Source organism: Methylobacterium mesophilicum (genome assembly GCF_022179445.1).
Lineage (GTDB): Bacteria > Pseudomonadota > Alphaproteobacteria > Rhizobiales > Beijerinckiaceae > Methylobacterium > Methylobacterium mesophilicum.
The window spans coordinates 48,605-70,388 of record NZ_BPQU01000009.1 but is presented as its reverse complement, the minus strand read 5'-3'; the positions used below and the strand labels follow the sequence as shown (position 1 = coordinate 70,388).

Genomic DNA, 21,784 nt, shown 5'->3' with positions numbered 1-21,784 from the left:
GAGACCCGTGGACCCAGCGCGCATCCTCATCGTCGACGACGAAGCCTTCAACCTCGACCTGCTGGAGCAGGAACTGGAGATTCTCGGCCATGCGAGCGTCCGGGCCTCCAACGGGCGCGTGGCCCTCGATCTGCTGGACGCGGAGCCGTTCGATCTGGTCCTGCTCGACGTGATGATGCCGATCCTCGACGGCTACGCCGTGCTCGACCGCATCAAGGCGCACGAGCGGCTGCGCCATACCCCGGTGGTCATGATCTCGGCGCTGACCGAGATCGGCAGCATCGTGCGCTGCATCGAGATGGGGGCCGAGGATTACCTGCCAAAACCCTTCGAGCCGGTGCTGCTCGAAGCCCGGATCCGCGCGTGCCTCGACCGGAAGCGGCTCCACGACCGGGAGATGGCGCATCTCGAGACCATCGAGCGGCAGCGCAAGCGCGCCGACGACCTGCTCCACGCGATCCTGCCCGTGGCGGCGGTGAGCGAGTTGATGACGACCGGGCAGGTCAAGCCCCGGCTCTTCGACGACGTCGCGGTGCTGTTCATCGATCTCGTCGGCTTCACGGCCTGGTGCCACACCCAAGGCCCCGAAGCCGTCGTCGCCGAGGTTCAGCGCCTCGCCGAGGCGTTCGAGGTGGTCGCCCACACGCACGGCATGGAGAAGATCAAGACGATCGGCGACGCGTTCATGGCCACCGCCAACCTCCTGTCGCCCCATGCCGACCCGGTGACCGCGGCGGTGCGCTGCGCCCGGGACATGGTCGCCATCGCGGGCGACGGGCCGACCGGCTGGCGGATCCGGGCCGGCATCCACATCGGTTCGGTCGTCGGCGGCATCGTCGGCCGGTCCAAGTTCACCTTCGATCTCTGGGGCGACACCGTGAACGTGGCCGCGCGCCTCTGTGCGCTCGGCGACGGATGCGCCGTCCACCTGTCGGAGGAGGCCTCGACCCGGGTGCGGGACGGCGGCGCGATCCGTCCCGTCGGGAAGGTCGCCCTCAAGGGGAAGGGCGAATGCGAGGTCTATTGTTGCACGCTGAGGTAGGCGTTTCCACCGCGGGACGAACCACGCGCATTGCTGCGTCGGCGGCCAGGCTTCACCGGATCCGCTTGGCTTCTGAGATCCGGGCCGGGCGTCGTCGCGGTCAGAGGCTCTCCGAGGCCGCCGATACCGTCCCGGCCGGTGCGGGGCGCGGGCCCCGCGCGCGGCGCTCCTCGAGGCGCTGCAGGATGACGTAGAAGGACGGCACGAACAGCACGGCCAGGCAGGTCGAGGCGAGCATGCCGCTGAATACCGCGATGCCGATCGACTTGCGCGCCGCCGCCCCCGCCCCGGAGGCGGTGACCAGCGGCAGCACGCCGAGGATGAAGGCGAACGAGGTCATCAGGATCGGGCGGAAGCGCAGCCGCGCCGCCTCCACGGCCGCCACCGCGATGTCGAGCCCGGCCTGCCGCTTCTCGCGGGCGACCTCGACGATCAGGATGGCGTTCTTGCTCGCCAGCGCGATCAGCAGGATCAGGCCGATCTGCGTGTAGAGGTTGTTGGCGACCCCGAGCGTCAGCAGGGCCCCGACCGTGCCCAGGAGCGCCAGCGGCACCCCGAGCAGGACCGCCAGCGGCAGGATCCAGCTCTCGTACTGCCCGGCCAGCACGAGGTAGACGAGCACGATGGCCAGCGCGAACACCCAGTAGATCTGGGAGCCCACGGCCTTCTCCTGATACGACATCGCCGTCCAGTCGTAGCCCGTGCCCGGCGGCAGCACCTTGGCGGCGATCTGCTGCATCAGGTCCAGCGACTGCCCGGAGCTGAAGCCCGGGGCCGCCCCGCCCACGATCGTGGCCGTCGGGTAGAGGTTGTAGAGGCTGATCAGGGATGGGCCCTGGACCGACTTGATCTCGACGACGGTGCCGAGCGGCACCATCACGCCGTTGCCGGCGCGCACCTTCAGGTTCTGGATGTCCTCCGGGCGCAGCCGGTAATCGGGCGCGGCCTGCACGTAGACCTGGAAGGTCCGGCCGAACTTGTTGAACTGCGTGACGTAGGACGACCCGACGTAGCTCGACAGCGTCGAAAACACCTGTCCGACCGTCACGCCCAGGGCCTCGGCCTTGACCCGGTCCACCGCGATCGCGATCTGCGGCACGCCGGCCCGGAACGAGGTGTTGAGCTTCTGCAGCCCGGATTGCGCGGTCCCGTCGGCGACGATCGTCCGGGCGAGGCTTTCCAGCAGCGGGTAGTCGAAGTCGCCGTTGCGCAACTCCACCTGCATGGTGAAGCCGCTGGCATTGCCGATGCCCTGGATCGGCGGGGGGATGAGCACGAAGGTCGAGGCGCCCTCCACCTCCTCCAGCATCGCGTTGAAGCGCTCGTAGAGGCTGCGCAGGTCCTGGCCCTTCGCCTTGCCCCGGGCGTCCCAATCCTTGAGCACGACGTAGGCGACGCCGGCATTGGGGAGGGTGGCGTTGGCGTCGAGGACCGAGATGCCGCTGATGGTGAGGACGTTGTCCACGCCGGGCGTCGCCTTCGCCTGCGCGCTGATACGCTGCATCACCGCGTCGGTGCGCTCCTTCGAGGCGCCGTCCGGCAGTTGCGCCCCGATCAGGACGTAGCCCTGGTCCTCGGTCGGCAGGAAGGCGGTCGGCAGGCGGGTCAGCCCCCATCCGGCCAGGCCGATCAGCAGGAGCGCGACGGCGACCATGACGCCGCTTCGCCGGACCATGTGGCCGATCAGCCTTGCGTACCAATCCTCGGCGACGCCGTAGACGCGGTTGAAGCCGCGGTAGAACACGTTGCGCTTCTCCGGGGGCACCGGCTTGCGCAGCCACAGGGCGCACTGGGTCGGCTTCAGCGTGGCGGCGTTGACCGCGCTGATCAGGGCGGTGGCGGCGATGACCAGGGCGAACTGCTTGTAGAGCTGGCCGGTCAGGCCGGGCAGGAACGCGGCCGGAACGAAGACCGACATCAGCACCAGGGTGATGCCGATGATCGGGCCGAACAGCTCCTCCATCGCCTTCTCGGCCGCCGCCCGGGGCGAGAGGCCCTCGTCGATGTGGTGCGCCACCCCCTCGACGATCACGATCGCGTCGTCCACCACGATGCCGATGGCCAGCACGATGGCGAACAGCGTCGAGAGGTTCACGCTGAAGCCCATCGCCGCCATGGCCGCGAAGGCGCCGATGATGGTCACCGGGACCGTGGTCGCCGGTACCAGCATGGCGCGCCAGTCCTGGACGAAGACCAGGATGACGATCAGGACCAGGACGGCGGCCTCGAACAGCGTCGTGTAGACCTCGTGGATCGAGGCCTGCACGAACCCGGTGGTGTCGAACGGGATGCTGTAGACGAGGCCCGGCGGGAAGCTCTTGGCCAGCTCGCCCATCCGGGTCCGGACCGCCTCCGCCACCGTGAGCGCGTTCGCCTCCGGCAGCTGGAAGATGCCGAGGCCGGCGGCGGGCTGGCCGTTCAGGGTGAAGGACTGGCTGTAGGTCTGCGCGCCGAGTTCGACGCGGCCGACGTCGCGCAGGCGGGTGATGCGGCCGCCGTCCTGCGCATCCGCCTTGATGACGATGTTCTCGAAGTCCGGGGCGTCGTTCAGCCGCCCGTTGACGTTGAGGGTGTATTGGAAGTCCTGACCGGCCGGGACCGGCGGCATGCCCACGGCCCCGGCGGTGACCTCCTGGCTCTGCTGCTGGACGATGGTGATGATGGCGTCGGGGGTGAGACCCCGGGCCTGCACGAGGTCGGGATCCAGCCAGATCCGCATCGCGTACTGGCCGGCGCCGAACACCGTGACGTTGCCGACGCCCGGAAGCCGGGCCAGCTCGTTCTGAACGTTGATGACGCCGTAATTCGACAGGAACAGGCTGTCGAACTGTCCGTCGGGGGACGACAGCGTCACGAATTGCAGGACCGCGGTGGACTTCTTCTGGGTCGTGACCCCCTGGACCTGCACCGCCTGCGGCAGCGACGACATCGCGATGGCCACGCGGTTCTGCACCAGCACCTGGGCCTGGTCGCCGTCCGTCCCGATCGCGAAGGTGACCGTGAGGGTGTAGGTGCCGTCGCTGGCGCTGGTCGACTGCATGTAGAGCATGCCCTCGACGCCGTTGACCTGCTGCTCGATCGGCAGCGCCACCGTGTCGATCACCGTGCGGGCGCTGGCCCCCGGATAGCGCGTGGTGACCTGGACCGTCGGCGGGACGACGTTGGGGTATTGCGACACGGGCAGGTTGAACAGCGAGACCGCCCCGACCAGCACCATCACCAGGGCGAGCACGTTGGCCAGGACCGGCCGCTCGATGAAGAAGCGCGAGATCATGCCGTTGGCCCTCGGTGCCGACGTCTCAGGGGCGGCCCGCCGGACGGGCGGGAGCGCGGATCGACGGGTGCCGACGGCCGGCGTCTCACCGCTGAACCGGCGCCGGATCGGCGGAAGCGTCGGCCGGCGCCACCTTCCGGGGCGCGACCTTGGCCCCCGGGATGGCCCGCTGGATGCCGTCCGTGACGACCCACGCGTCGGGTTTGAGCCCCGTCAGGATCACCCGGTCGCGCCCGTCGCGCGGACCGAGCGTCACCACCCGCTGCGCGACCGTGTCGTCGGCCCCGACCGTGAGCAGGTAGCTGCCCTGCTGGTTCGTCCCGATGGCGTCGTCGCGGACCAGCAGGGCCTTGTCGTCGCGTCCGACCGGGATCCGGACCCGCACGAACAGGCCCGGCAGGAGCGCGTGATCCGCGTTGTCGATGAGCGCCCGCGCCAGCAGCGTGCCGGTGGACGGGTCCACCTGGGGCGCGAGGTAGTCCAGCTTGCCGGTATGCGGATAGCCGGCCTCGTCCTGCAGGCCGATCTCCACCGGGATCTTGGACAGGTCGCCCAACGTCCGCTGCGTCGCGAGGAGGTGCTGCTTGACCAGCAGGACCTGCTGCTCGCTGACGTTGAAGTAGATGTAGAGCGGGTCGATGCGCACGAGCTGCGCCAGCTTGGTCGGCCCGCTGATGCCGACGAGCGCCCCGACATCCACGAGGTGATTGGTGACCACCCCGTCGAAGGGCGCGGAGACCTGCGTGTAGCCGAGGTTGATCGCGGCGATATCCAGGTTGGCCTGCGCCTCCAACACGGCGGCGGTGGCCTGGTCCAGCTTGGTCTTGGCATCCTCCACCCGCGCCTGCGAGGCGAACTCCTGCCGTCCCAGGGTGGACTGGCGCTGGTACTCCGACTGGGCGTTGGCCAGGGCGGCCTGCTGCGCGGCCAGGGCGCCCTGCGCCTGCTTGAGCTGCGCCTCGTAGGTGTTGCGCTGGATGGAGAAGAGCGGCGCGCCCTTCTTCACCACGGCCCCGTCCGTATAGCTGATCCCCTCCAGAAACCCCTGGACGCGGGCCTCGAGATCGACGGCCGCGAACGCCTTGGTGTTGCCGGTGAGCTCGAAGTAGCGCGTCACCGTGCGCGCGACCGGCTGCGCCACCGAGACGCTCGGGGGCGGCGGCGGAACGTACTGGTTGGTGTCGTGGCACCCGGCCGCCAGCGCCGCGAGGGTCGCGACGACCAGGAGGCGGGCAGGGCCGGGAAACTGTAGCGCGATCGGCACGGGCGGCCCCTCGACTGGGATCGTTACGGGACGGTCGTGGGCGGAGATCCTGCCGGGGCTACCACTTGTCTTCCGCCTTGGCCTCGCGGGCGAGGGTCAGGCACTCGAGCAGATCGACGTAGCTCGGCAGGCCGTCCAGCTGGGCCTCCGCGGTGCAGCGCGTCCGGTCGCCGGCCGGATAGCGCGCCCATTGCTGGGCGACCTGCGCGCGGGCCGACGCCTCGTCGTCGAGGCAGAGTTTCTGCCGCTTGGGATCGAGGGTCATCAGCGTGGTGGCCGCCCGGCACCCCGGCCCGACATCGAAGGCCGGCATGCGGTCCGCGACCGGCACCGCCAGGGTCGCTCCCATCAGCAAGGCGGGAATAGCGATCATCATCGTCGATACGCCTCCGGTCACTGCGCCGACCGGGCCAACCGATCGATCCAAGCCGCGGCCATCCTCCTCAGGTGTCGCGCCCCGCGATGCCGCGGTGTCTCTGCGCAGGACAAACCCGATTCGGCCGCCGGTTCGCAAGGGATACCACAGGCTACACGCGCGCCGACCTCGAAAGGCGAGCCATCAGAGTGGATTTCTACTGATAATTGTCATTCGCGCCGCGGAAACGATCGGCTTTCTCTGAATTGATTACCGAATGTGAAATGCCACTCTTGAAGCCCAGGCGCTGGGCTGGTCACCAGGCACCGTTTTCCGGATGGCAGAACGACCGCCGTACTGAGCCGGCAGGTCGACGTTATTGCATTCGAGGCACCGCATCCCGTCGTAGACGCATGCCCCTGTCGGATCCGCCGGCACGAGCGTATCGAGCACCGCGACTGCGAGGGGGCGCTTCCGGATGCGGCGCGCTGCCGATGCTGGCGAGGCAGGCCGCGTCGCGAGACAGCCCGTGCAGCCCGACGGATCGGAACGGTGGCCGACCCGCTGCCGGGAGGCGGCTGGCGTCTCCGCGTCACCGATCGAGCCCGGCGCATGAGGGCCCGAGTCGGGGCGTCCCATCGGGGCGGACCCGCTCCGACCCCAGCCGCTCGCCGGCAACGTGGATGCCGGTTCGGCGCGGGCGAGCGCGATGCGTAGAGGACGTGGAACTGCGCCCGGCCGCCGTCTTGCGGTTTGCCGCGCGGCACCATCGGGCGGCGGTCGCCCCGGTGGCCAAGCCGCCGGCGACCTTCTCATACTGGGAAACGGCGGGCACCGGCCCGTTGCGGACCGGGTCGGTCAGCAACGGGCCGGACTGCGCTGGCGGGTGCCAAGCGCAAACCGCAAGGTCACACCACGCACCATCCCACCGGCCGCGGAGATCCACAGGCCCCGGCGCGGGAAGCGGCCTGCGCTCGCAGGCGCCTCCGAAACCGCGTTCGGAAGCCGCGCCTACCAGAGATGCATCAGGATGTTGGACAGCTTGGTGAACCAGTCGGTGGTCGCAGGTGGGCTGGCTTCGCCTTTATTGATCTTCGCCATCATGGCGATCGCGGCTTTCCGCTGGCTCTCGGGGACGGAGAACGTCTCATACGCGGGCGCCTTGCTCACCGCCGCCGGGACGGCTGAACCCTGCGGATTCGTGGCGCCCGCGGATGCGGCCGGGGAAGCGCTCGTTGCGCTGCCGGAATTGATAGGGGCTGTCGGCGCGGGGGCGATCGGGTTGCCGTTCGGCGGATACGGGTTCTGAGTGCCCGCGGGAGGCCGGGTGGCGCTGCCGAGCGCCGGCCGCGCCGCACCGCCGGAGGCGGAGGCCACGGTCGAGGCTGGGTTGGTCGGAGCGGTGGCCATGGCCGGCTGCGCGGTGGCGCTGGTCGTCACCGAGGCCACGCTCGCCGGGCTCGCGGCGGGGATGGCGACACCGTTTGCGCTGGTCCCGCCGGGTGGGGTCGTCACCGCCGTCGTGCCGAGGTTCGCCGGGGCCGCGGCGCCCGGTCCCGTGGTCGGCGTATGGGCCATGCCGTTTGCCGGCGTGGTCGAGGCCGAGCCGGCCGCGGATTGAGCCGAGACGGGGGACGCGGACAGGTTCGACGTCCCCGCAGAGCCCGTCGTCGGGGCAGGAGCCTGGGGTGCTGCGCTGACGGTGGTCGGAGGCGGCGCCGAACCCGTGGCCGCAACGGTCGCGCCGCCCGAATGGGTCGTCTCCGCGGCGGTCTGCGACGACGCGCCCGCGCTCGTGTGCGATCCGCCGTTCGCGCTGCTCACCGAGCTGGGAGCGGCACGGGTCGGCGCGCTGGAGGTCACCGTCGCGGTTGTCGTGCCGGCGGCATTCGGCGTCGGCGCGGCAGGCGCTGCGCTGACGGTGGTCGGTTGGACCCCCGTCGTCGCATGGCCGCCTGCCGTGCCGGTCCCGCTTCCGGTGGCGGGAGCGGTGCTGGCCGGCGGAGACGAGACGGCGGAACCCGCAGCCGGAGTCGTTGAGCCACCCGCATTCGTCGTGGAGGTTGCAGCCGGCGCCGTCGCGCCCGTGGTCGGCGCATGCGTTCCACCGTTCGCGCTGCCGGTTGCGCTCGAAGCAGTGCCGTTCGGCGCGGCCGCGGCGCTGGTTTGCGCCGTCGTGTGGGTGGTGCTCGCGCCAGGGGCCGTAGACGGTGCCGCCGATGGTGCTGTCGTGGGCGCCGCGCTGGCGGTGGGCGCGCTCGTTCCCGGCGTGGCACTGGTCGAGCCCGAAGACGCGCCGACCGGTGGGTTCTGAACGGCCGACGGCGTGGAGGTACCGGACCCCGTCGTCGGGGCGGTCGAGACGCTGGGCTTGGGGGTCGCGGCAATCGTGGCCGTGGAGCCCGTCGTCGGCGGGGTGGCCGAGCCGGTCGTCGGGTTGGTCGTTCCCGATGCCGTGGTTGTGGCCGAACCCGTCGCCGGCTTGGTGGCCGTCGTCGCGGTAGCCCCCGACGAAGCGGAGCTCGTGGTCGCGCCGGAGGGCGCGGCCGAGCCGGTGGCGCTCGTGGCCGTGCTCGTCGTGCCCTTCGCTGCGCTCGACGTGGTTGCGGCGGCTGTCGTCGAAGTGGCCGAGGCGGCGCCGTACAGGCCGGGGTCCCGGCCGTCCGGGCTCGACACGGTGTCGAGCTTCACGGCGACCGCGGTCGGATCCTTCGAATAGGCGCGGACGTAATCGATCTTCGAGCTGATCGGCACGCCGGCGAGATCGGCGTTGTTGCTGCCGCCCCCCTGCCTGGCCAGATTGACCAGCATGTACATCGGGCTGTGCAGGTCCGACGGGGTCGCCTGCGAGCCGGCCATTTGGCCGTCGACGTAGAAGCTGATCCGGTCGGCCTGCCAGTTCATGCCGTAGGTATGGTAGCCGTTCTGGTCCGGCATCACGCTGGTGACCTGGCGGTTCTGCTGCCAGGGGATGTTCGGCGTCTGGTCCGTCGTGTGGATCGTGCTGTAGACGGTGCTCGGCCCGTCGCCGTAGCGCTCGACGACGTCCAGCTCTTGGTGCTGGCCCGCGTTATAGGGGTCGGGCTTCTGCTGGTTGGGCAGCAGCCAGAACGCGTCCCAGGCGCCGACCTGCTCGGAGAAGTCGGCCCGGACCTCGAAATACCCGTAGGTCTGCGAGAAGTTGCCCTGGGTCGTCAGCAGGCCGGATTCCCAGCTGCCGGGCACGCCGGACGGGGTCCTGTCCGGGACCGCCGTGATCGACAGGGCACCGTTCTGGAGCTGGAACGGGTCGTAGCCAGACCCCTTGTCCACGAAGGACGAGTGGCCGAACCCGACATCGGCGTTCGCGTCACCGCGGTCTTGCGCGCGGATATCGGCCCAGGTGGTCCCCGCACCGGTCTGTGAAATGCTGCGGGTGTTGAATTCTTCGTCGAAGGTTAGTTTATAACCGGTCAAGTCGACCATGAATGTTTCCCCAGACTTGCAGCAGGGCGCGATTGATCCATCGCAGCACAAGAGAACTTGCCTACGTCGCGTCAGCCACCCGAGTGGACGGGCAACCTACTCAGCTATTTTTCCTAAATTTAACACTGTGGAAACATTACGTACGTGGTTGCGCTGCTGTCAAGATTTGTATTTGTGCAGCATTCAAGATCCCGATTTCGACGTATGCAGATCAGGCTCGTTCGATGCTGCATTCGGGATTGACAGTTGCTGTCGAGCCATACCGCGCGTAAGCCTATTTTCCTAACGCCGGTCCGTCCGAGACCTGTCGCGATGGAGACCGGTCTCGTCGGCGATCGCCGATCCGGCAGCCAGGCTCGGCGGATGAAAACCTGCGCCGAGAGCGGGTTATCCCGCGGGTCGGTCCGCGCGCGGTCACGGGCATGCGGTCGCGGCGCGGCGTCGATTCGTATCGGGTGGGGCGGATTCTGCCCAACTCGGATCCAGCCGGGCTCAGGTCGAGCGGATCGGATTCGAGGAGGATCGTGGGGTCTCGATACGAAGCCGCAGGTGCGACGATCCGGGCCCGCCCGTGCCTGTGCCGGGAGCCGTTGGTGGCCGGCCTTCGGACGCCCGTTGGCTGAAGCCGGAGCAGGCCCGAGGATCGATTGCCTACCGATCGAGCCGTCCCCGTTCAGAGAGCCCGGCCCGGAAAGGCGAGCCCGTCGCCGTGGCTGATCGGGCAGATCCGCGAGTCCGACGGAGTCTTATGCGGTCACGCGCTCACGCGGCCTCGGGGTCTCGCATCCGGGACTGCCGGTCCGGCACCCGCCGGGCGCTCGGGTGATGCTGCGGTCGGTCGGCGGCATCCCGGAGCGGGTCTGCGTGCTCCGGGATGCGTTTCAGCGATGTGCCATGGGGAGGCGCCGTGAGGCGTCCGGCCCGCATCAGCGGGTCGGCATCGCGGTCGCGGTGATGACCCGGGTGGTGGTCGGAGCCGCCGGGACGAGGCGCGGCGTGGTCGCCAGCTCGGTCGCGGGACGGGTGGTCGAGATCACCCGGGCCTGCTCCCGATAGAGCGGCGGCGTCAGGTTGATGGCCTCGTCCGCCAGGGCGGAGCCGATCGTCGGCACGGAGGCCAGGACGGAGGCCAGGGCGGCCAGGATCAGGGAACGCGTGGTCATGGTGGGATACCTCTTGCTGTCCGGGTCCGACGCCCGGTGTCGAGGCACTATTTACGTTGCACCGCGTCATGATCCAAACAGATCGGATCGATAACGGAAATCGATATCGTCAATGACTGACACGGCCCGAATGTATGACCTGACCGGTCCCGGCTGATGCGGACCGCGGATCGTCATGCTAGGCGTCTCTGGCAGTCGAGCTTGCACGGATACTGATCCTCGAACCGGGACGTCACATGCTGGGCTGGTTTCGTGCGTTGATGCCGAGGGAAGACCGGTTCTTCGATCTGTTCGAGCGCCATGCCGCCACCCTGGTCGGCGGCGCGGCCGCACTCCGGGCCCTGCTCGACGGCACCCAGGACGTGCCGGTGGCCTGCCAGGCGATCGCCGACCACGAGGACGAGGCCGACACGATCACCCGGGACGCCCTGCTGGCCGTGCGGCGGACCTTCATCACCCCGTTCGACCGGGGCGACATCCAGGCCCTGGTCGGCTCCCTGGACGACGCCATCGACCAGATGCTCAAGACCGCCAAGACGGTGCAGCTGTTCGAGGTCACCGCCTTCGAGCCGTCGATGCGCGAGATGGGGGCGGTGATCCAGGAGGCCGCCGCCGCCACCGCGGAGGCGATGCCGAAGCTGCGGGCGCTGGGCGAGAACGCGACCGTCCTGAACACCCTGACCGAGCGGGTCATCCAACTCGAAGGCCGGGCCGACGACCTGCACAATGCCGGGCTCAAGGCCCTGTTCAAGGCCTCCCGGCAGGATCCCATGGCCTTCGTGGTCGGGTCCGAACTGTACGACCACCTGGAGAAGGTCATGGACCGGTTCGAGGATGTCGCCAACCAGATCAGCAGCATCGTGGTCGAGCATGTCTGAGCCCACCGCGTGACCCTCCTGATCGTCCTCATCGCCGTCGCCCTGGTCTTCGATTTCCTGAACGGGCTGCACGACGCCGCGAACTCGATCGCCACCATCGTGTCGACCCGGGTGCTCGCACCCCGCTACGCCGTCATCTGGGCGGCGTTCTTCAACTTCGTGGCGTTCCTGATCTTCGGCCTGCACGTCGCCGGCACGGTCGGGTCGGGCATCGTCGATGTCGACGTGGTGACCGACCGGGTGATCCTGGGGGCGCTGGGCGGCGCGATCAGCTGGAACCTGATCACGTGGTACGCCGGCATCCCATCCTCGAGCTCGCACGCACTGATCGGCGGCCTGCTCGGAGCCGGCATCGCCAAGGCGGGCCTCGGCGCGATCGTCTGGCCCGGCGTGATCGCCACCAGCGCCGCCATCGTGCTCTCGCCTGCCCTGGGCTTCGGCCTCGGTCTGCTTCTGATGCTGGCGGTGTCGTGGATCTTCGTGCGCTCGACCCCTCACGCCGTGGACCGGCTGTTCCGGGGGATGCAGTTCGTCTCGGCCTCGCTCTACTCGCTCGGCCATGGCGGCAACGACGCGCAGAAGACCATGGGCATCATCGCGGTGCTGCTCTACGCCCACGGGGAGGAGGGCGGGGCGTTCCACGTACCGCTCTGGGTGGTGCTGTCCTGCCAGACCGCCATGGCGCTCGGCACGCTGCTCGGCGGCTGGCGCATCGTCCACACGATGGGCTCGAAGATCACCCGGCTGTCGCCGATGCAGGGCTTCTGCGCCGAGACCGGCGGGGCAATCACCCTGTTCGCCGCCACCGCGTTCGGGATCCCGGTCTCGACCACCCACACGATCACCGGGGCGATCATCGGGGTCGGCGCGGCCAAGCGGGTCTCGGCGGTGCGCTGGAACATCGCCCAGGGCATCGTGATCGCCTGGGTGGTCACGATGCCGGCCGCGGCACTGGTCGCGGCGCTGATCTACGGCGTCTCCGGCTTCGTGCTGCCGTGACCCGCCGGGAAAAATATACGTCCCGCGGGCAAAATCGAATTTAAGAAGCTTAATATAGCAATATGCGTAGGATTGAGCTATAAATCTCACTATTACGCCGAACAAGGTGCTGCTTGTTGCTTATCGCGGCCCTTTTATGCACGGCGGGAATCGTGGAAGGCTGGCTCTATCGGGCCCCGGCCGTCGTGGCGAGTTCGGTGCTGATCGCCCTGGTCTGCCTGCCCCTCTGGGCGTTGACGTCCACGATCGATGCCGTGAAAGTCCTGGTTCTGCTCGCCTATCTGGCGGCCCACCAATCCGGATACCTGATCGGAGCCTTCATCGGCGCGCGCGGTCACGACGACCGCTGAACCCGGTCACCAGGTCCAGATCACGCGGCCGGAATAGGCGTAGATCACGACCCACATCTCCACCGACACCGCCAGCCACGAGACCACGAGGGGCAGGGGCGGCCGCTTCGTCTCGTCGCGGCGCAGCCGCGCGAATGTGTCTCTCACCATCAACCTCCCGGACGCGCCTTCTGATTGCAGACGCGAACGGGGGCGATTCGAAAAAAGTTTCAGGCCGGCGCCGCGCGTTTCCGAGGCCGAGGCTCGCGCATCGTCTTGTTTGCGAAAGCCGCGGCGGCCGGCGTTCGGAACGATGCTTTAGCGCCCGAACTGCACCGGAACGCTGAGGTCGGCGACCCCGTCCTCGGCCAGCAGCTCGGCCGGGGGCGCCTTGAACGGGCTCGCGCCCTGCACCGCCCGGAGCGCCCGCCGGTCGAGGCCGCGGGAGCCCGAACTGCGCTCGATCTCGGCCTGACGGACCGTACCGTCGGCGGCGATCTCGATCCGAACCAGCACGGTGCCGGCCGCCCTGCGGGTGTTCGCGTGCCGATCGGTGCGATCGACCGCGTCAATCCGGGTGACGAGGCCGGACAGCCAGATGCGCACTGCGGGCGAGACCCCCGTCCGCGCCGCCGCCGGCCAGGGCAGCAGCAGAACGCCGAGGAGCGCGGCGGTCCCGTAACTCAACACGCGTGACGACATGCTGGAACAACGATCCTGTGCCTGAATGGTGGCCCGGCTATCCTCACGCGGAAGGGTTTACCGGCCGTGACCCCGGGCCGGGCGTCCGGGGGGCGAGGCCTGCGCTGCCGCCGGCCGGATCCGACGTCCCTGCGCCACGATCTTGACGGTCCCGATCCGTTGCGGATCGTCAGACGGCCCGATGGAAACCTTGATCCATGATGTGAAACCCGCCTAGCGTGACGCTTATGATGGTCGATCATCCGGTTTCGAGACAGACCAGAGCCGCCGGCATGGTCCCGGTTCCGGGATGCAGGCGCGGCACCGCTTGAGCCATTCGCGCCCGTGGTCCACAGGCTCCGGCGAAGCCGCAGACATCACACCGTGATCCAGGAGAAAGCCTCAGATGACTCGATTGGCGGAGCTGCAGAACGACCCCGCGTTCCAGCAGGCCGTGCTCGCCGTGCGCGGGGCGGCCAGCACGCTGAGCGGTCGGGCGGTCACCGCCGAGGAAGCCAGCTTTCTGGTCGGCATCGCGTTGGCCACCTTCGCCAATGCCGGCGGCCTGAACGAGCCGAGCCTCAGCCGCCTCGGACGGTTCTCGGACACGCTCGGGCAGAACGAGACCCTCGACAGCCTGACGAAGCACTGAGCCCCGCGGACGCCGGCTCGGTTCGGCGTTCGGCATCGCTGCACGTCCTGCAGGAGGCGCCGGGACTCCGATGCCGCTGACGGGAGGATGAAGCAGCGCGAGACATCGTCCGGCGGTGCTCGCGGCGAGCCTCCGGCTACAAGTACCCCATCCGCCGGGCCAGCATCACCGCGAAGGCGAGGCCGGCCGCGAGGCTGACCACCAGCATCGCGACATTCGTCCAGAACCGGACCGGCCGGCTCGAGCCCTCGATCCCGCTGGCGCGCAGCCTGACCCAGGGCACGTAGAGGAACAGCGCCACCACCGTCAGGACCATGAACGCGAAGGTGGCGATCCGGCCCGACAGCAGCGCGGCCCCGGCAAGGACGACCCAGCCGAGGACGATACCCAGCATGGTGAAGAGGGCCGTCGTGTTCAATTCCGCATCATCCCCAAACGGATGGAACGGCGCGCCATCCGAGGCACCGCGAGACGCCGACAGGCTCGACGACGCCTTTCCGGCGATCCGTGCCCCGAGCCCGAAGATCGGCGCAAGGCTTCGCGTGAAAGCCCATCGCACCCTTGAAACGATTAGTCAGTCAGGAGAAATTCTGGTGCTGCGAGACAGGATTGAACTGTCGACCTCTTCATTACCAATGACGTACGAAACGTACCGCCATTGACCTGGGGTGAAAAAGGGTGTTGGGTGGCGCTCTGAGAGATAGCCGATAGCACCTCACGGATGCTCGTCGGCAATCGGTTCGAAACGAACGCAACGCTCCCATATTCACCCCAAGATCGCCCCGACCGAAATGCCCCGCAAAGCAGACCCGTCCAACGTTCTGGCATTCACACGCTCCACTGCGACGACGGTTCAGCTGGCTGCTGGCCAGCAGGAACGCACGGTGTGGGATTTGGAAACACCCGGCTTCGGTCTTCGGATCCGGGCAGGGGGAAGTCGGGTGTGGGTAATTCGGCCGGCGCCCTCATCAGGTAAGTACAGTTTGGTCACCCTTGGGCCTACGAGTCGAGTCAGCTACGCTCAAGCACGCGATGCCGCGCGTGAGCAGTTAGCGAAGGCTCATTTGGGGGAGGGGCCTCGCGAGGCCCGAGCTGCGGCCAGAGCCCCTATTACGGTCGTGGCGCTCAGCACGTATTTTGAGCAGTACCTCGAGCGTGCAAAAACCCGGCTGAAGGCTGCGAACCAAAAAACCCTTGAACGGCACCTGCGACACGATTTCGCAACGCTGGCCTCTTTTCCGATTGCGGACATCCGGCGCGCTCACGTCGCACAATGTCTAGACGAGATCACAGTCCGTGCACCCGCAACTGCGAACCGTGCCCGCTCGCAGCTGTCGACCTTTTTTGCCTGGGCAATCGGCCAAGGCCTTACCGAAACCAACCCCGTCATCGGAACAAATAAACCGGCCAAGGATGTGCGACGCAGCCGCGTCCTCTCGGCGTCCGAATTGGCGACGGTCTGGCGAGTAGTCGGAGACGACGATTTCGGTCGCATCATCCGGCTTTTGATCCTTACAGGCCAGCGGCGCAACGAAGTCGCCCGTATGGTCTGGGACGAATTGGACCTCGAAGCCGGCGTGTGGACGATCCCTGCGGAGCGGGCCAAAAACGGCCGCGTACATGAGGTGCCGCTTTCCGAGCCCGCAGTCGCAATCCTAAGGACATGCAGTATGCGGGAGGGCGTGCCTTATCTTTTTGGACGCAATCGGACTGGGCCCTTCTCTGGCTTTAGCGCGGCAAAAGATCGTCTCGACGCCGCCGTTCAGCTTCGGACCCCCTGGGTGATCCACGACCTGCGACGCACGCTGGCGACAGGCATGAACGACCTGAAAGTCCCACCCCACATCGTTGAGGCGGTCATAAATCACGTTTCTGGCGCGAAAGGTGGTGTGGCTGGCACCTACAACTGGGCGCTCTACCGCGAAGAAAAGCGAGAAGCCTTAGACTTTTGGGCCGCGCACGTCCTCAAGCTCGGCCAGCCACTTCTCCAGGTCGTGACGACGGATACCGAGACGACGTTCGCTGAGGCGTAGCGTTCTTGGCCCTCTCCCCCGCGCAATCATCTCACGAAGGGTGGTACGCGAAAGTCCCACCTCCTTGCAGACTTCTGCGAAAGGGATGACGCGATTTGCCGGAGCGGTGGGATCTGAGCCAATCATGCGTCGTATGTACGAAACGTACCGCAGCTTTCAAGATGGTTGGCATCAGGTGAATTCCATCAATCACGCGACACGGCACCAAAGAAACTCAACTGGCAATCGCAACAGATATCATTCTGCTCCGAAAAACTTCCCTGGTATTTTGCATAGCGGGCCAAGCTCGCTTTACGATTTTTCCTATTTCGTCAAATGATTTGATCAATATTCGACCTCGGTCAATTTGCTCGATGATACCCAGTTTCACAAGAGCATTAATGCTCTCTGTTACAGACGGGCGTCGGGCGCCTAATCTTTTTGAGATATGAGCATGGGTAATAGTAATTACGTTCTCTCCAGAGGCTTGAACCATGCGCCATAGGTAGGCCGCGACACGATCCGACACATCCAATCGTTGTTCTGCGGCTGCTTGTTGGCCCAACTCCTCTAGAAGAAGGGCTACGTAGGAATGAATAACTTCTCTCGAGCCCGGGTCCCGCTCCATGATACGCCGAGCAGCGCTGACTTGGCATCGAAGTGCGTGACCGCCAAATTCTACAACCGATCGTCGCCCACTAATTCCAACTGAAAGCAAACCTGGAAGGCCCACCACATCTTCAGGACCATAAATTCCTACTTGAATGCTATCATCTGTGCGTTGATCAGTTTCCTGTACAGCAGCCGCAAACCAGGATGTTGGGCTTACTAAATCAGCCACAACACAATTGATTGGAAAATACAATATGGTTGCACGGGCGTCTTCATAAGACAAAACTTGCCCAGGCTTAATAACAACGGGTTCCAAAACAGAACCCCATTCCTCATTCATTCGGACCAAGCACGACGAAAATATATTACTTCGGCTTTTATCGGTCGAATTCTCAACGAAGGTCATATTGAAAAATCAACCCGTCACAGCGAAAAGCCGAATTTGGTTAGAAAGCTTCGCGTCAACATAGTGAACGAACAAGTAGCGCCATGATAATTAACGACAGCAGCACTCATCTTAAATCTCATGCTCCTAAGCCATTAGTGAGTAAGGTTGCAGCACCGATCATATCTCGGTCCGGTTCGTACCAGAAAAGCACTTTTGTGGGCACGTGTCCATCGAGCGTCGGAAGGCGTCGGCCAAATGAGCTGAGTTCAATATTTCTGCCCGTCGCAGTGAAGTCTAGATGGGTCATTCCTCGGAATTAAATGGACGACGACCATGAAACTCACAGATATCAACGCCTCCGAAGTATCCATACCGGAGGGAAAATCTCAAAAACTCTTTTTTGACGAAGAACTGGCTGGATTTGGTCTGAGGGTAAATTCTGGTGGCTCACGAACCTGGTTCGTTCAATACCGTGATAAGTTTGGGCGCTCGAAACGAGTTACGATTGGCAAAATTAGGGTCCTGTCCGAGAGCGAGGCACGTAAAACAGCACTAATAGTGCTAAAACGAGAGACATTAGACCGGCTTGGCATTGAGTCTCTTGCGACAATCCGAAAGCCTGCCCTTGAGATGGATAGGCAGCCCGACATAAGCAGGGAACCGGACGCAGCTCGCGAATACGAAAACGCATCGCCTCCAGTTACGTTAGGCGACCTCATTGAGCCTTATCTGGAATATTGGCAGGGACAAGTTGATCCGGGCTACCTGTCGGATATCAGAGTATATTTTGTATCGAAGCTGGCGTCACTTCACCAAGTTGACATCAATAGTTTAGATGCAGGTGGCATTATGGAATGCATGCGAGGATCACACCGCGCGTCTTCTCGTGTTGAGATGCGCAGAGCTCTTTCGATTTTCTACGATTGGGCCGTCAAAAATGGTTTTGCTAGCGGCAACCCGTTTAAAAAACGGAAAAAGAAATAATCACTTACTTTATGGCATATCCAGTATCGAACATATTGAGTTTAGATTTTCATCTATGGATAATGCCTTTGCTATTTGCTCCCTCTCCGCTTAGCAGGAGAGCATCAAGCTAGACATTCCCCGAAAGCAGCACAAACCGCAACATCTTTTCCCACACCTTTTATCTCGGCGCGACGCGGAGGACCCCGCCGAAGCTTCGAGTGCCCCGCTGCCGGGGCAAGCCGAGGCATTCAAAAAAGCGCTCCCAGAGCTATTGTACGAAACGTACCTACACACTAAGTGCCTTTGGTGCACGGCACTACCATAGGGGTGACCAGAGCAACGCTCTGAGCAGTCCGGAGGTGAACCACGGTCTTGCCGTGCCCTGGATCGTACAGCCCTCACGGAGGCACTTGATGTCAGACCGTTCTCTTGCTCGTCGTATGGTCAGCGTCGGCGACGCTGCAAAGATCCTCGGCGTATGTCCGGCCACGGTACGCCGAAACCTTCCTCTCCAACGGTTAGGTAACCGCACGCTGATCCGTCTCGCAGATGTTCGAGAAATTACCGGAGAGGGGGTCAGCCGTGATGTCGCGTGATCGCTTCTACTTCGGTGATTTTATTACCTACACTGATGACGGCCCCGTCGTAGATCGGATAGCCATGATCATTCAGCGTCGATTGTCAAAAAACCGGAAGTACACATTTCTCGTTATCGGGTGCCCATACTGTGGAGAACTTCATGAACACAGCGATGGGCTTGGTTACCGCGTCCCTCACTGCCCAAATCGCAGCCCATATTCTGGAGAATACTTTATCATGGACAATGGACAAGCTGCTGTTCCACCCAACACACCGTATCCAAAGCTGAAACCAATTCGAGAACAATATCCCTAACTCACGAAAGGCAAAGGCTCGGGCCGTTTGCGGCGACCCGAGCCTTCAGAAACCGATTGGCAACTTTAAGGAATGCGTCCACCATGAATATGGCATCTCAAATCTTATCTGACAACACTTTGCCGGCTGAAGCAGCACAAGTTTATTTGTCGTTCGGCATGGAATTGTTGTCACTCCACCCCCTGACCAAAAAGCCGGTTGGAAAGGGATGGCAGTTGCGCCCGGGCATCACCCGCCCGAATGAGGTTTCCCTCACATACCTGGATCCGGCCCAGAATATTGGTTTCAAGCCTGGCAGTACGTTCGCCGTGATCGATATCGACACCAAGCATGGCGGCAAAGGGGTTGAAAGCTGGGCCACCGTGAATGAGCGCTTTGGGCCGCTCCCGCCAACGGTTGAGGCTGTAACGGCAAGTGGTGGCGGCTTGCTCATCTATCGTCTGCCGACTGGAGCGGACTTGGAGTTCCAGAAGGCGATGCTCGGCTTGCCGAATTTGGAGTTTCGCATTGGCGCTGTGAACTGCGTCCTCCCCCCTTCGCGTGTTCAGTACAAGCCTGGCGAACTGGGCCCGGAGGCGGTGATCGGGCAACATCGTTGGAAGGAGGGGCGTGCGCCGGGGGAGATCGCATTCGCTGAATTGCCCGCGGTCGTGATTGAAGCCCTGCGGGCTTTTGAACCTGAGAGGCCGGCCGTCAGCGGGGATGGCGCTGTCGCCGAGTACCTATCAGCTGAATTCAAAGCGCAGCTACCGACGACATCGCGACCGGCGGAGTTCGCGCCGATCCGCGAGGCCTGCGCCTTTATTGCGGGAGCAGATGAGCATCCCGCTGAACTTTCAGAGGCGGACTGGTACGCTGTTCTCTCGATCACGTCCCGGTGTCGTGACGGTGAGAACATCTCGCAGCTTATCAGCAAGGGCCATCCCACCTACGACAGAAACGATACTGCTCGGAAGATGGTCCAAGCGCACCGCGCTAGTGGCCCGCGCTCATGCGCCAACATCAAGAACAAGCTCGGTTGCAAGGCTTGCGAGCGCTGCCCGTTCTGGGGCCGGATTAAGGGTCCGTACAACCTCGGCCAGCTGCCGCCCAAGCCTCGCGACCCTCGCAGCAAGGAAGTGACTGCTTATGATCTGCTAAAGCGGGTCAAGCTCCAGATCGGCATGGTCTTCGACGGCGAGACCGACCGCGTGTTCCGGCCCGCGAGTGGTGACACACTGAAAGCGAAGACGTTTGCTGCCATGGTGCGGGACAAGGTTGGGAAAAACCCTGTCGATACCATGCTGGGCTGGGCCGCGACGCCCCGCACGGCACACCTCGACTATCTCCCGGGTGATAACCGCCTGATGCTGGATCGCGGTGCTGCGGATCCTTGGTGCAACACATGGCTCCCCGGTGGGGCTTCGGCGCGCGATGATGCTGACGCGGCCGAACGCATCATGCGCCACTTTGTAATGCTGTTTCCCGATGAGCTGACCCGAAGGCATGTTCTCGACTATATCGCGCACTTAATTCAGAAGCCGGCCATTAAGATCAAGAGCGCCCTCATCATCACTGGGGATGAGGGATACGGCAAGTCAACGATTGGGGAGCTGCTCGAGGCACTGTTTGGCGAACGGAACGCAAGGAAGGTGGGTGGGAAACACCTGTCCAGCCGCTTTAAAGATAGCCTCATCAACTGCCAGGTCATTGTGGTGGAAGAGGCCAACCATGGTGAGCGGTTCGAGGTAACGGAAGACCTGAAGGACTGGTTCACTGCGGAGCGGTTTGGCGTGGAGGGCAAGGGTATTCCGTTCCACGACGGTCGGACGCCCCGGGGCATCATCATCTATAGCAATCACGATGCCCCCCTCGTTATCGGCCCGACGAGCCGACGGTTCTTCGTGGGGGCAACCACGCGGGAGAAGCAGCCGGCCAGCTACTTCCGGGAAATTTACGCCGCCATCGCGGACGAGCTTGTGGTGGGTGCATTCAAGCACTTGCTCCTCACCCGAGATATCAGCGGCTTCAACGCTGAAGCAGAACCTCCGCGGACGGGTGCACGTGACGCGGCAGAGGAAGCCAGCCGAACCCCGCTGGGGCGAGTGATCGCGGGGATGATCGAGGAGAGAAGCGGTCCCTTCTACCGAGACATCGTGCTGATGCGCGAAGTGGAGGGGGCGCTGCGGCTCCCGCACATGGCTGGAATGGTTGGCCCCGTCGAGGCTGGAAAGGTGGTTGCGGCTATGAAGCAGATCGGGGCGCGCAAGGTAGGCGTTTCTCCGGGCGGCGATCACCGTTTGATCACCCTTCCGAACGGTTTGAAGGTGCGGCTGTGGGCGGTGCGTAACGTCCCGGAATATCTCAACGCGCCGGACAGTGTGCTGAAAGCGGAAGTGCTTCGTGCAGCACCCGACAGATCCAACGTTCAACCCATGCGGCCGACCGCCCAGGAGGAGGTCGGCGAGGCCCGGACCGCCTGAAGAGTAACAGGGTAACAGGTAACACACTGATTGAAACTCAGACGCTGGCTGTACAAGGCCAGTCGTGGAGGCGGAGGGCAGTAAGCCCTCCGCCTCGCACCTGACTAGTATGTACACTTAGAAACCCAATTTAAAATGAGGTGTTACGTGTTACCTGTTACTGATCCGATGCCTCCTCCGCTCGCTATTATTAGGAAGTCAGGCACCACTCTGAGGACGCTACCACGGGCCTCCGAAGTCCACCTTCCAGGCCATTTTGCGTGGTCGCCGATCTCCACCACCGCCTTAACGGCCGCGCTGGGAGTAGACCCTGGCGCATGGAACACGTGGCGCAACCGGCGGCTCACA

19 protein-coding genes and 1 pseudogene are annotated in these 21,784 nt (G+C 64.7%); 10 read left to right on the top strand and 10 right to left on the bottom strand.

Annotated features, from left to right (window positions below; all coding sequences use genetic code 11):
• Positions 1 to 7: 7 nt before the first annotated feature.
• The gene (locus MFF40_RS11730; RefSeq protein WP_147897013.1) at positions 8 to 1,042 is read left to right on the top strand and encodes an adenylate/guanylate cyclase domain-containing protein; all 1,035 of its coding nucleotides are present in this window, start codon (positions 8 to 10) and stop codon (positions 1,040 to 1,042) included.
• Positions 1,043 to 1,142: 100 nt separating this feature from the next.
• Here MFF40_RS11730 and MFF40_RS11725 read toward each other — a convergent pair whose 3' ends face one another.
• The 5 genes from MFF40_RS11725 to MFF40_RS11705 form a co-directional block, all read right to left on the bottom strand.
• Positions 1,143 to 4,316 (bottom strand): efflux RND transporter permease subunit, encoded by a 3,174-nt coding sequence (locus MFF40_RS11725; RefSeq protein WP_147897012.1) that lies wholly within the window; start codon positions 4,314 to 4,316, stop codon positions 1,143 to 1,145.
• 85 nt (positions 4,317 to 4,401) lie between these two features.
• On the bottom strand, positions 4,402 to 5,580 hold the full coding sequence (locus MFF40_RS11720; RefSeq protein ID WP_147897011.1) for an efflux RND transporter periplasmic adaptor subunit: 1,179 nt from the start codon (positions 5,578 to 5,580) through the stop codon (positions 4,402 to 4,404).
• A 58-nt stretch (positions 5,581 to 5,638) separates the two neighbouring features.
• Entirely contained in the window at positions 5,639 to 5,953 is a 315-nt protein-coding gene (locus MFF40_RS11715; protein WP_147897038.1) for a hypothetical protein, read from the bottom strand.
• A gap of 993 nt (positions 5,954 to 6,946) precedes the next feature.
• Complete coding sequence (locus tag MFF40_RS11710; protein ID WP_238260555.1) at positions 6,947 to 9,400, bottom strand: glycoside hydrolase family 16 protein; 2,454 nt, start codon at positions 9,398 to 9,400, stop codon at positions 6,947 to 6,949.
• A gap of 926 nt (positions 9,401 to 10,326) precedes the next feature.
• Positions 10,327 to 10,563, bottom strand: a complete 237-nt coding sequence (locus MFF40_RS11705) for a hypothetical protein (protein WP_147897010.1) — start codon at positions 10,561 to 10,563, stop codon at positions 10,327 to 10,329.
• A 236-nt stretch (positions 10,564 to 10,799) separates the two neighbouring features.
• Here MFF40_RS11705 and MFF40_RS11700 point away from each other — a divergent pair, with 236 nt between their 5' ends.
• From MFF40_RS11700 to MFF40_RS11690, 3 genes are all read left to right on the top strand, one after another.
• A complete protein-coding gene (locus tag MFF40_RS11700; RefSeq protein WP_147897009.1) occupies positions 10,800 to 11,441 on the top strand; it encodes a DUF47 domain-containing protein in 642 nt (213 codons plus the stop codon).
• Positions 11,442 to 11,450: 9 nt separating this feature from the next.
• Entirely contained in the window at positions 11,451 to 12,440 is a 990-nt protein-coding gene (locus MFF40_RS11695; RefSeq protein ID WP_147854706.1) for an inorganic phosphate transporter, read from the top strand.
• A 152-nt stretch (positions 12,441 to 12,592) separates the two neighbouring features.
• On the top strand, positions 12,593 to 12,790 hold the full coding sequence (locus MFF40_RS11690; protein ID WP_238260554.1) for a hypothetical protein: 198 nt from the start codon (positions 12,593 to 12,595) through the stop codon (positions 12,788 to 12,790).
• A gap of 6 nt (positions 12,791 to 12,796) precedes the next feature.
• On the opposite strand, the gene MFF40_RS11685 is transcribed toward MFF40_RS11690, so the two are convergent.
• On the bottom strand, positions 12,797 to 12,937 hold the full coding sequence (locus MFF40_RS11685) for a hypothetical protein (protein WP_238260553.1): 141 nt from the start codon (positions 12,935 to 12,937) through the stop codon (positions 12,797 to 12,799).
• Positions 12,938 to 13,087: 150 nt separating this feature from the next.
• On the bottom strand, positions 13,088 to 13,471 hold the full coding sequence (locus tag MFF40_RS11680) for an energy transducer TonB family protein (protein ID WP_238260552.1): 384 nt from the start codon (positions 13,469 to 13,471) through the stop codon (positions 13,088 to 13,090).
• A 385-nt stretch (positions 13,472 to 13,856) separates the two neighbouring features.
• Here MFF40_RS11680 and MFF40_RS11675 point away from each other — a divergent pair, with 385 nt between their 5' ends.
• Entirely contained in the window at positions 13,857 to 14,102 is a 246-nt protein-coding gene (locus MFF40_RS11675) for a hypothetical protein (RefSeq protein ID WP_147854703.1), read from the top strand.
• A 136-nt stretch (positions 14,103 to 14,238) separates the two neighbouring features.
• On the opposite strand, the gene MFF40_RS11670 is transcribed toward MFF40_RS11675, so the two are convergent.
• Positions 14,239 to 14,496 (bottom strand): hypothetical protein, encoded by a 258-nt coding sequence (locus tag MFF40_RS11670; protein WP_238260551.1) that lies wholly within the window; start codon positions 14,494 to 14,496, stop codon positions 14,239 to 14,241.
• Between MFF40_RS11670 and MFF40_RS11665 the strand changes: the two genes are divergently transcribed.
• The 3 genes and pseudogenes from MFF40_RS11665 to MFF40_RS11660 all read left to right on the top strand — a co-directional run bounded on the left by MFF40_RS11665 (position 14,495) and on the right by MFF40_RS11660 (position 16,135).
• Complete coding sequence (locus MFF40_RS11665; protein ID WP_238260550.1) at positions 14,495 to 14,764, top strand: hypothetical protein; 270 nt, start codon at positions 14,495 to 14,497, stop codon at positions 14,762 to 14,764. The two genes, MFF40_RS11670 and MFF40_RS11665, sit on opposite strands and share 2 nt — an antisense overlap.
• A gap of 129 nt (positions 14,765 to 14,893) precedes the next feature.
• A pseudogene (locus MFF40_RS28965) lies at positions 14,894 to 15,187 on the top strand (Arm DNA-binding domain-containing protein); the annotation flags it as partial.
• Positions 15,188 to 15,220: 33 nt separating this feature from the next.
• The gene (locus tag MFF40_RS11660; protein ID WP_238260549.1) at positions 15,221 to 16,135 is read left to right on the top strand and encodes a tyrosine-type recombinase/integrase; all 915 of its coding nucleotides are present in this window, start codon (positions 15,221 to 15,223) and stop codon (positions 16,133 to 16,135) included.
• Here MFF40_RS11660 and MFF40_RS11655 read toward each other — a convergent pair.
• Together MFF40_RS11655 and MFF40_RS11650 are read right to left on the bottom strand one after the other, a co-directional pair.
• Positions 16,043 to 16,261 (bottom strand): helix-turn-helix transcriptional regulator, encoded by a 219-nt coding sequence (locus tag MFF40_RS11655; protein WP_238260548.1) that lies wholly within the window; start codon positions 16,259 to 16,261, stop codon positions 16,043 to 16,045. The two genes, MFF40_RS11660 and MFF40_RS11655, sit on opposite strands and share 93 nt — an antisense overlap.
• Positions 16,262 to 16,349: 88 nt before the next feature.
• The gene (locus MFF40_RS11650; protein WP_238260547.1) at positions 16,350 to 17,132 is read right to left on the bottom strand and encodes a Crp/Fnr family transcriptional regulator; all 783 of its coding nucleotides are present in this window, start codon (positions 17,130 to 17,132) and stop codon (positions 16,350 to 16,352) included.
• Between the two features lie 315 nt (positions 17,133 to 17,447).
• On the opposite strand from MFF40_RS11650, the gene MFF40_RS11645 reads away from it, so the two are divergent.
• Positions 17,448 to 18,098 (top strand): Arm DNA-binding domain-containing protein, encoded by a 651-nt coding sequence (locus tag MFF40_RS11645; protein ID WP_238260546.1) that lies wholly within the window; start codon positions 17,448 to 17,450, stop codon positions 18,096 to 18,098.
• A gap of 959 nt (positions 18,099 to 19,057) precedes the next feature.
• Positions 19,058 to 21,436, top strand: a complete 2,379-nt coding sequence (locus tag MFF40_RS11640) for a bifunctional DNA primase/polymerase (RefSeq protein ID WP_238260545.1) — start codon at positions 19,058 to 19,060, stop codon at positions 21,434 to 21,436.
• Positions 21,437 to 21,784: the final 348 nt, after the last annotated feature.

Coding starts and splice junctions, on each gene's coding strand:
- MFF40_RS11640 (WP_238260545.1), top strand. CDS start 19,058: ATGAATATGGCATCTCAAATCTTATCTGACAACACTTTGCCGGCTGAA.
- MFF40_RS11725 (WP_147897012.1), bottom strand. CDS start 4,316: ATGATCTCGCGCTTCTTCATCGAGCGGCCGGTCCTGGCCAACGTGCTC.
- MFF40_RS11710 (WP_238260555.1), bottom strand. CDS start 9,400: ATGGTCGACTTGACCGGTTATAAACTAACCTTCGACGAAGAATTCAAC.
- MFF40_RS11715 (WP_147897038.1), bottom strand. CDS start 5,953: ATGATCGCTATTCCCGCCTTGCTGATGGGAGCGACCCTGGCGGTGCCG.
- MFF40_RS11665 (WP_238260550.1), top strand. CDS start 14,495: ATGGTGAAGAGGGCCGTCGTGTTCAATTCCGCATCATCCCCAAACGGA.
- MFF40_RS11670 (WP_238260551.1), bottom strand. CDS start 14,496: ATGCTGGGTATCGTCCTCGGCTGGGTCGTCCTTGCCGGGGCCGCGCTG.
- MFF40_RS11645 (WP_238260546.1), top strand. CDS start 17,448: ATGAAACTCACAGATATCAACGCCTCCGAAGTATCCATACCGGAGGGA.
- MFF40_RS11655 (WP_238260548.1), bottom strand. CDS start 16,261: ATGATTGGCTCAGATCCCACCGCTCCGGCAAATCGCGTCATCCCTTTC.
- MFF40_RS11675 (WP_147854703.1), top strand. CDS start 13,857: ATGACTCGATTGGCGGAGCTGCAGAACGACCCCGCGTTCCAGCAGGCC.
- MFF40_RS11705 (WP_147897010.1), bottom strand. CDS start 10,563: ATGACCACGCGTTCCCTGATCCTGGCCGCCCTGGCCTCCGTCCTGGCC.
- MFF40_RS11650 (WP_238260547.1), bottom strand. CDS start 17,132: ATGACCTTCGTTGAGAATTCGACCGATAAAAGCCGAAGTAATATATTT.
- MFF40_RS11700 (WP_147897009.1), top strand. CDS start 10,800: ATGCTGGGCTGGTTTCGTGCGTTGATGCCGAGGGAAGACCGGTTCTTC.
- MFF40_RS11680 (WP_238260552.1), bottom strand. CDS start 13,471: ATGTCGTCACGCGTGTTGAGTTACGGGACCGCCGCGCTCCTCGGCGTT.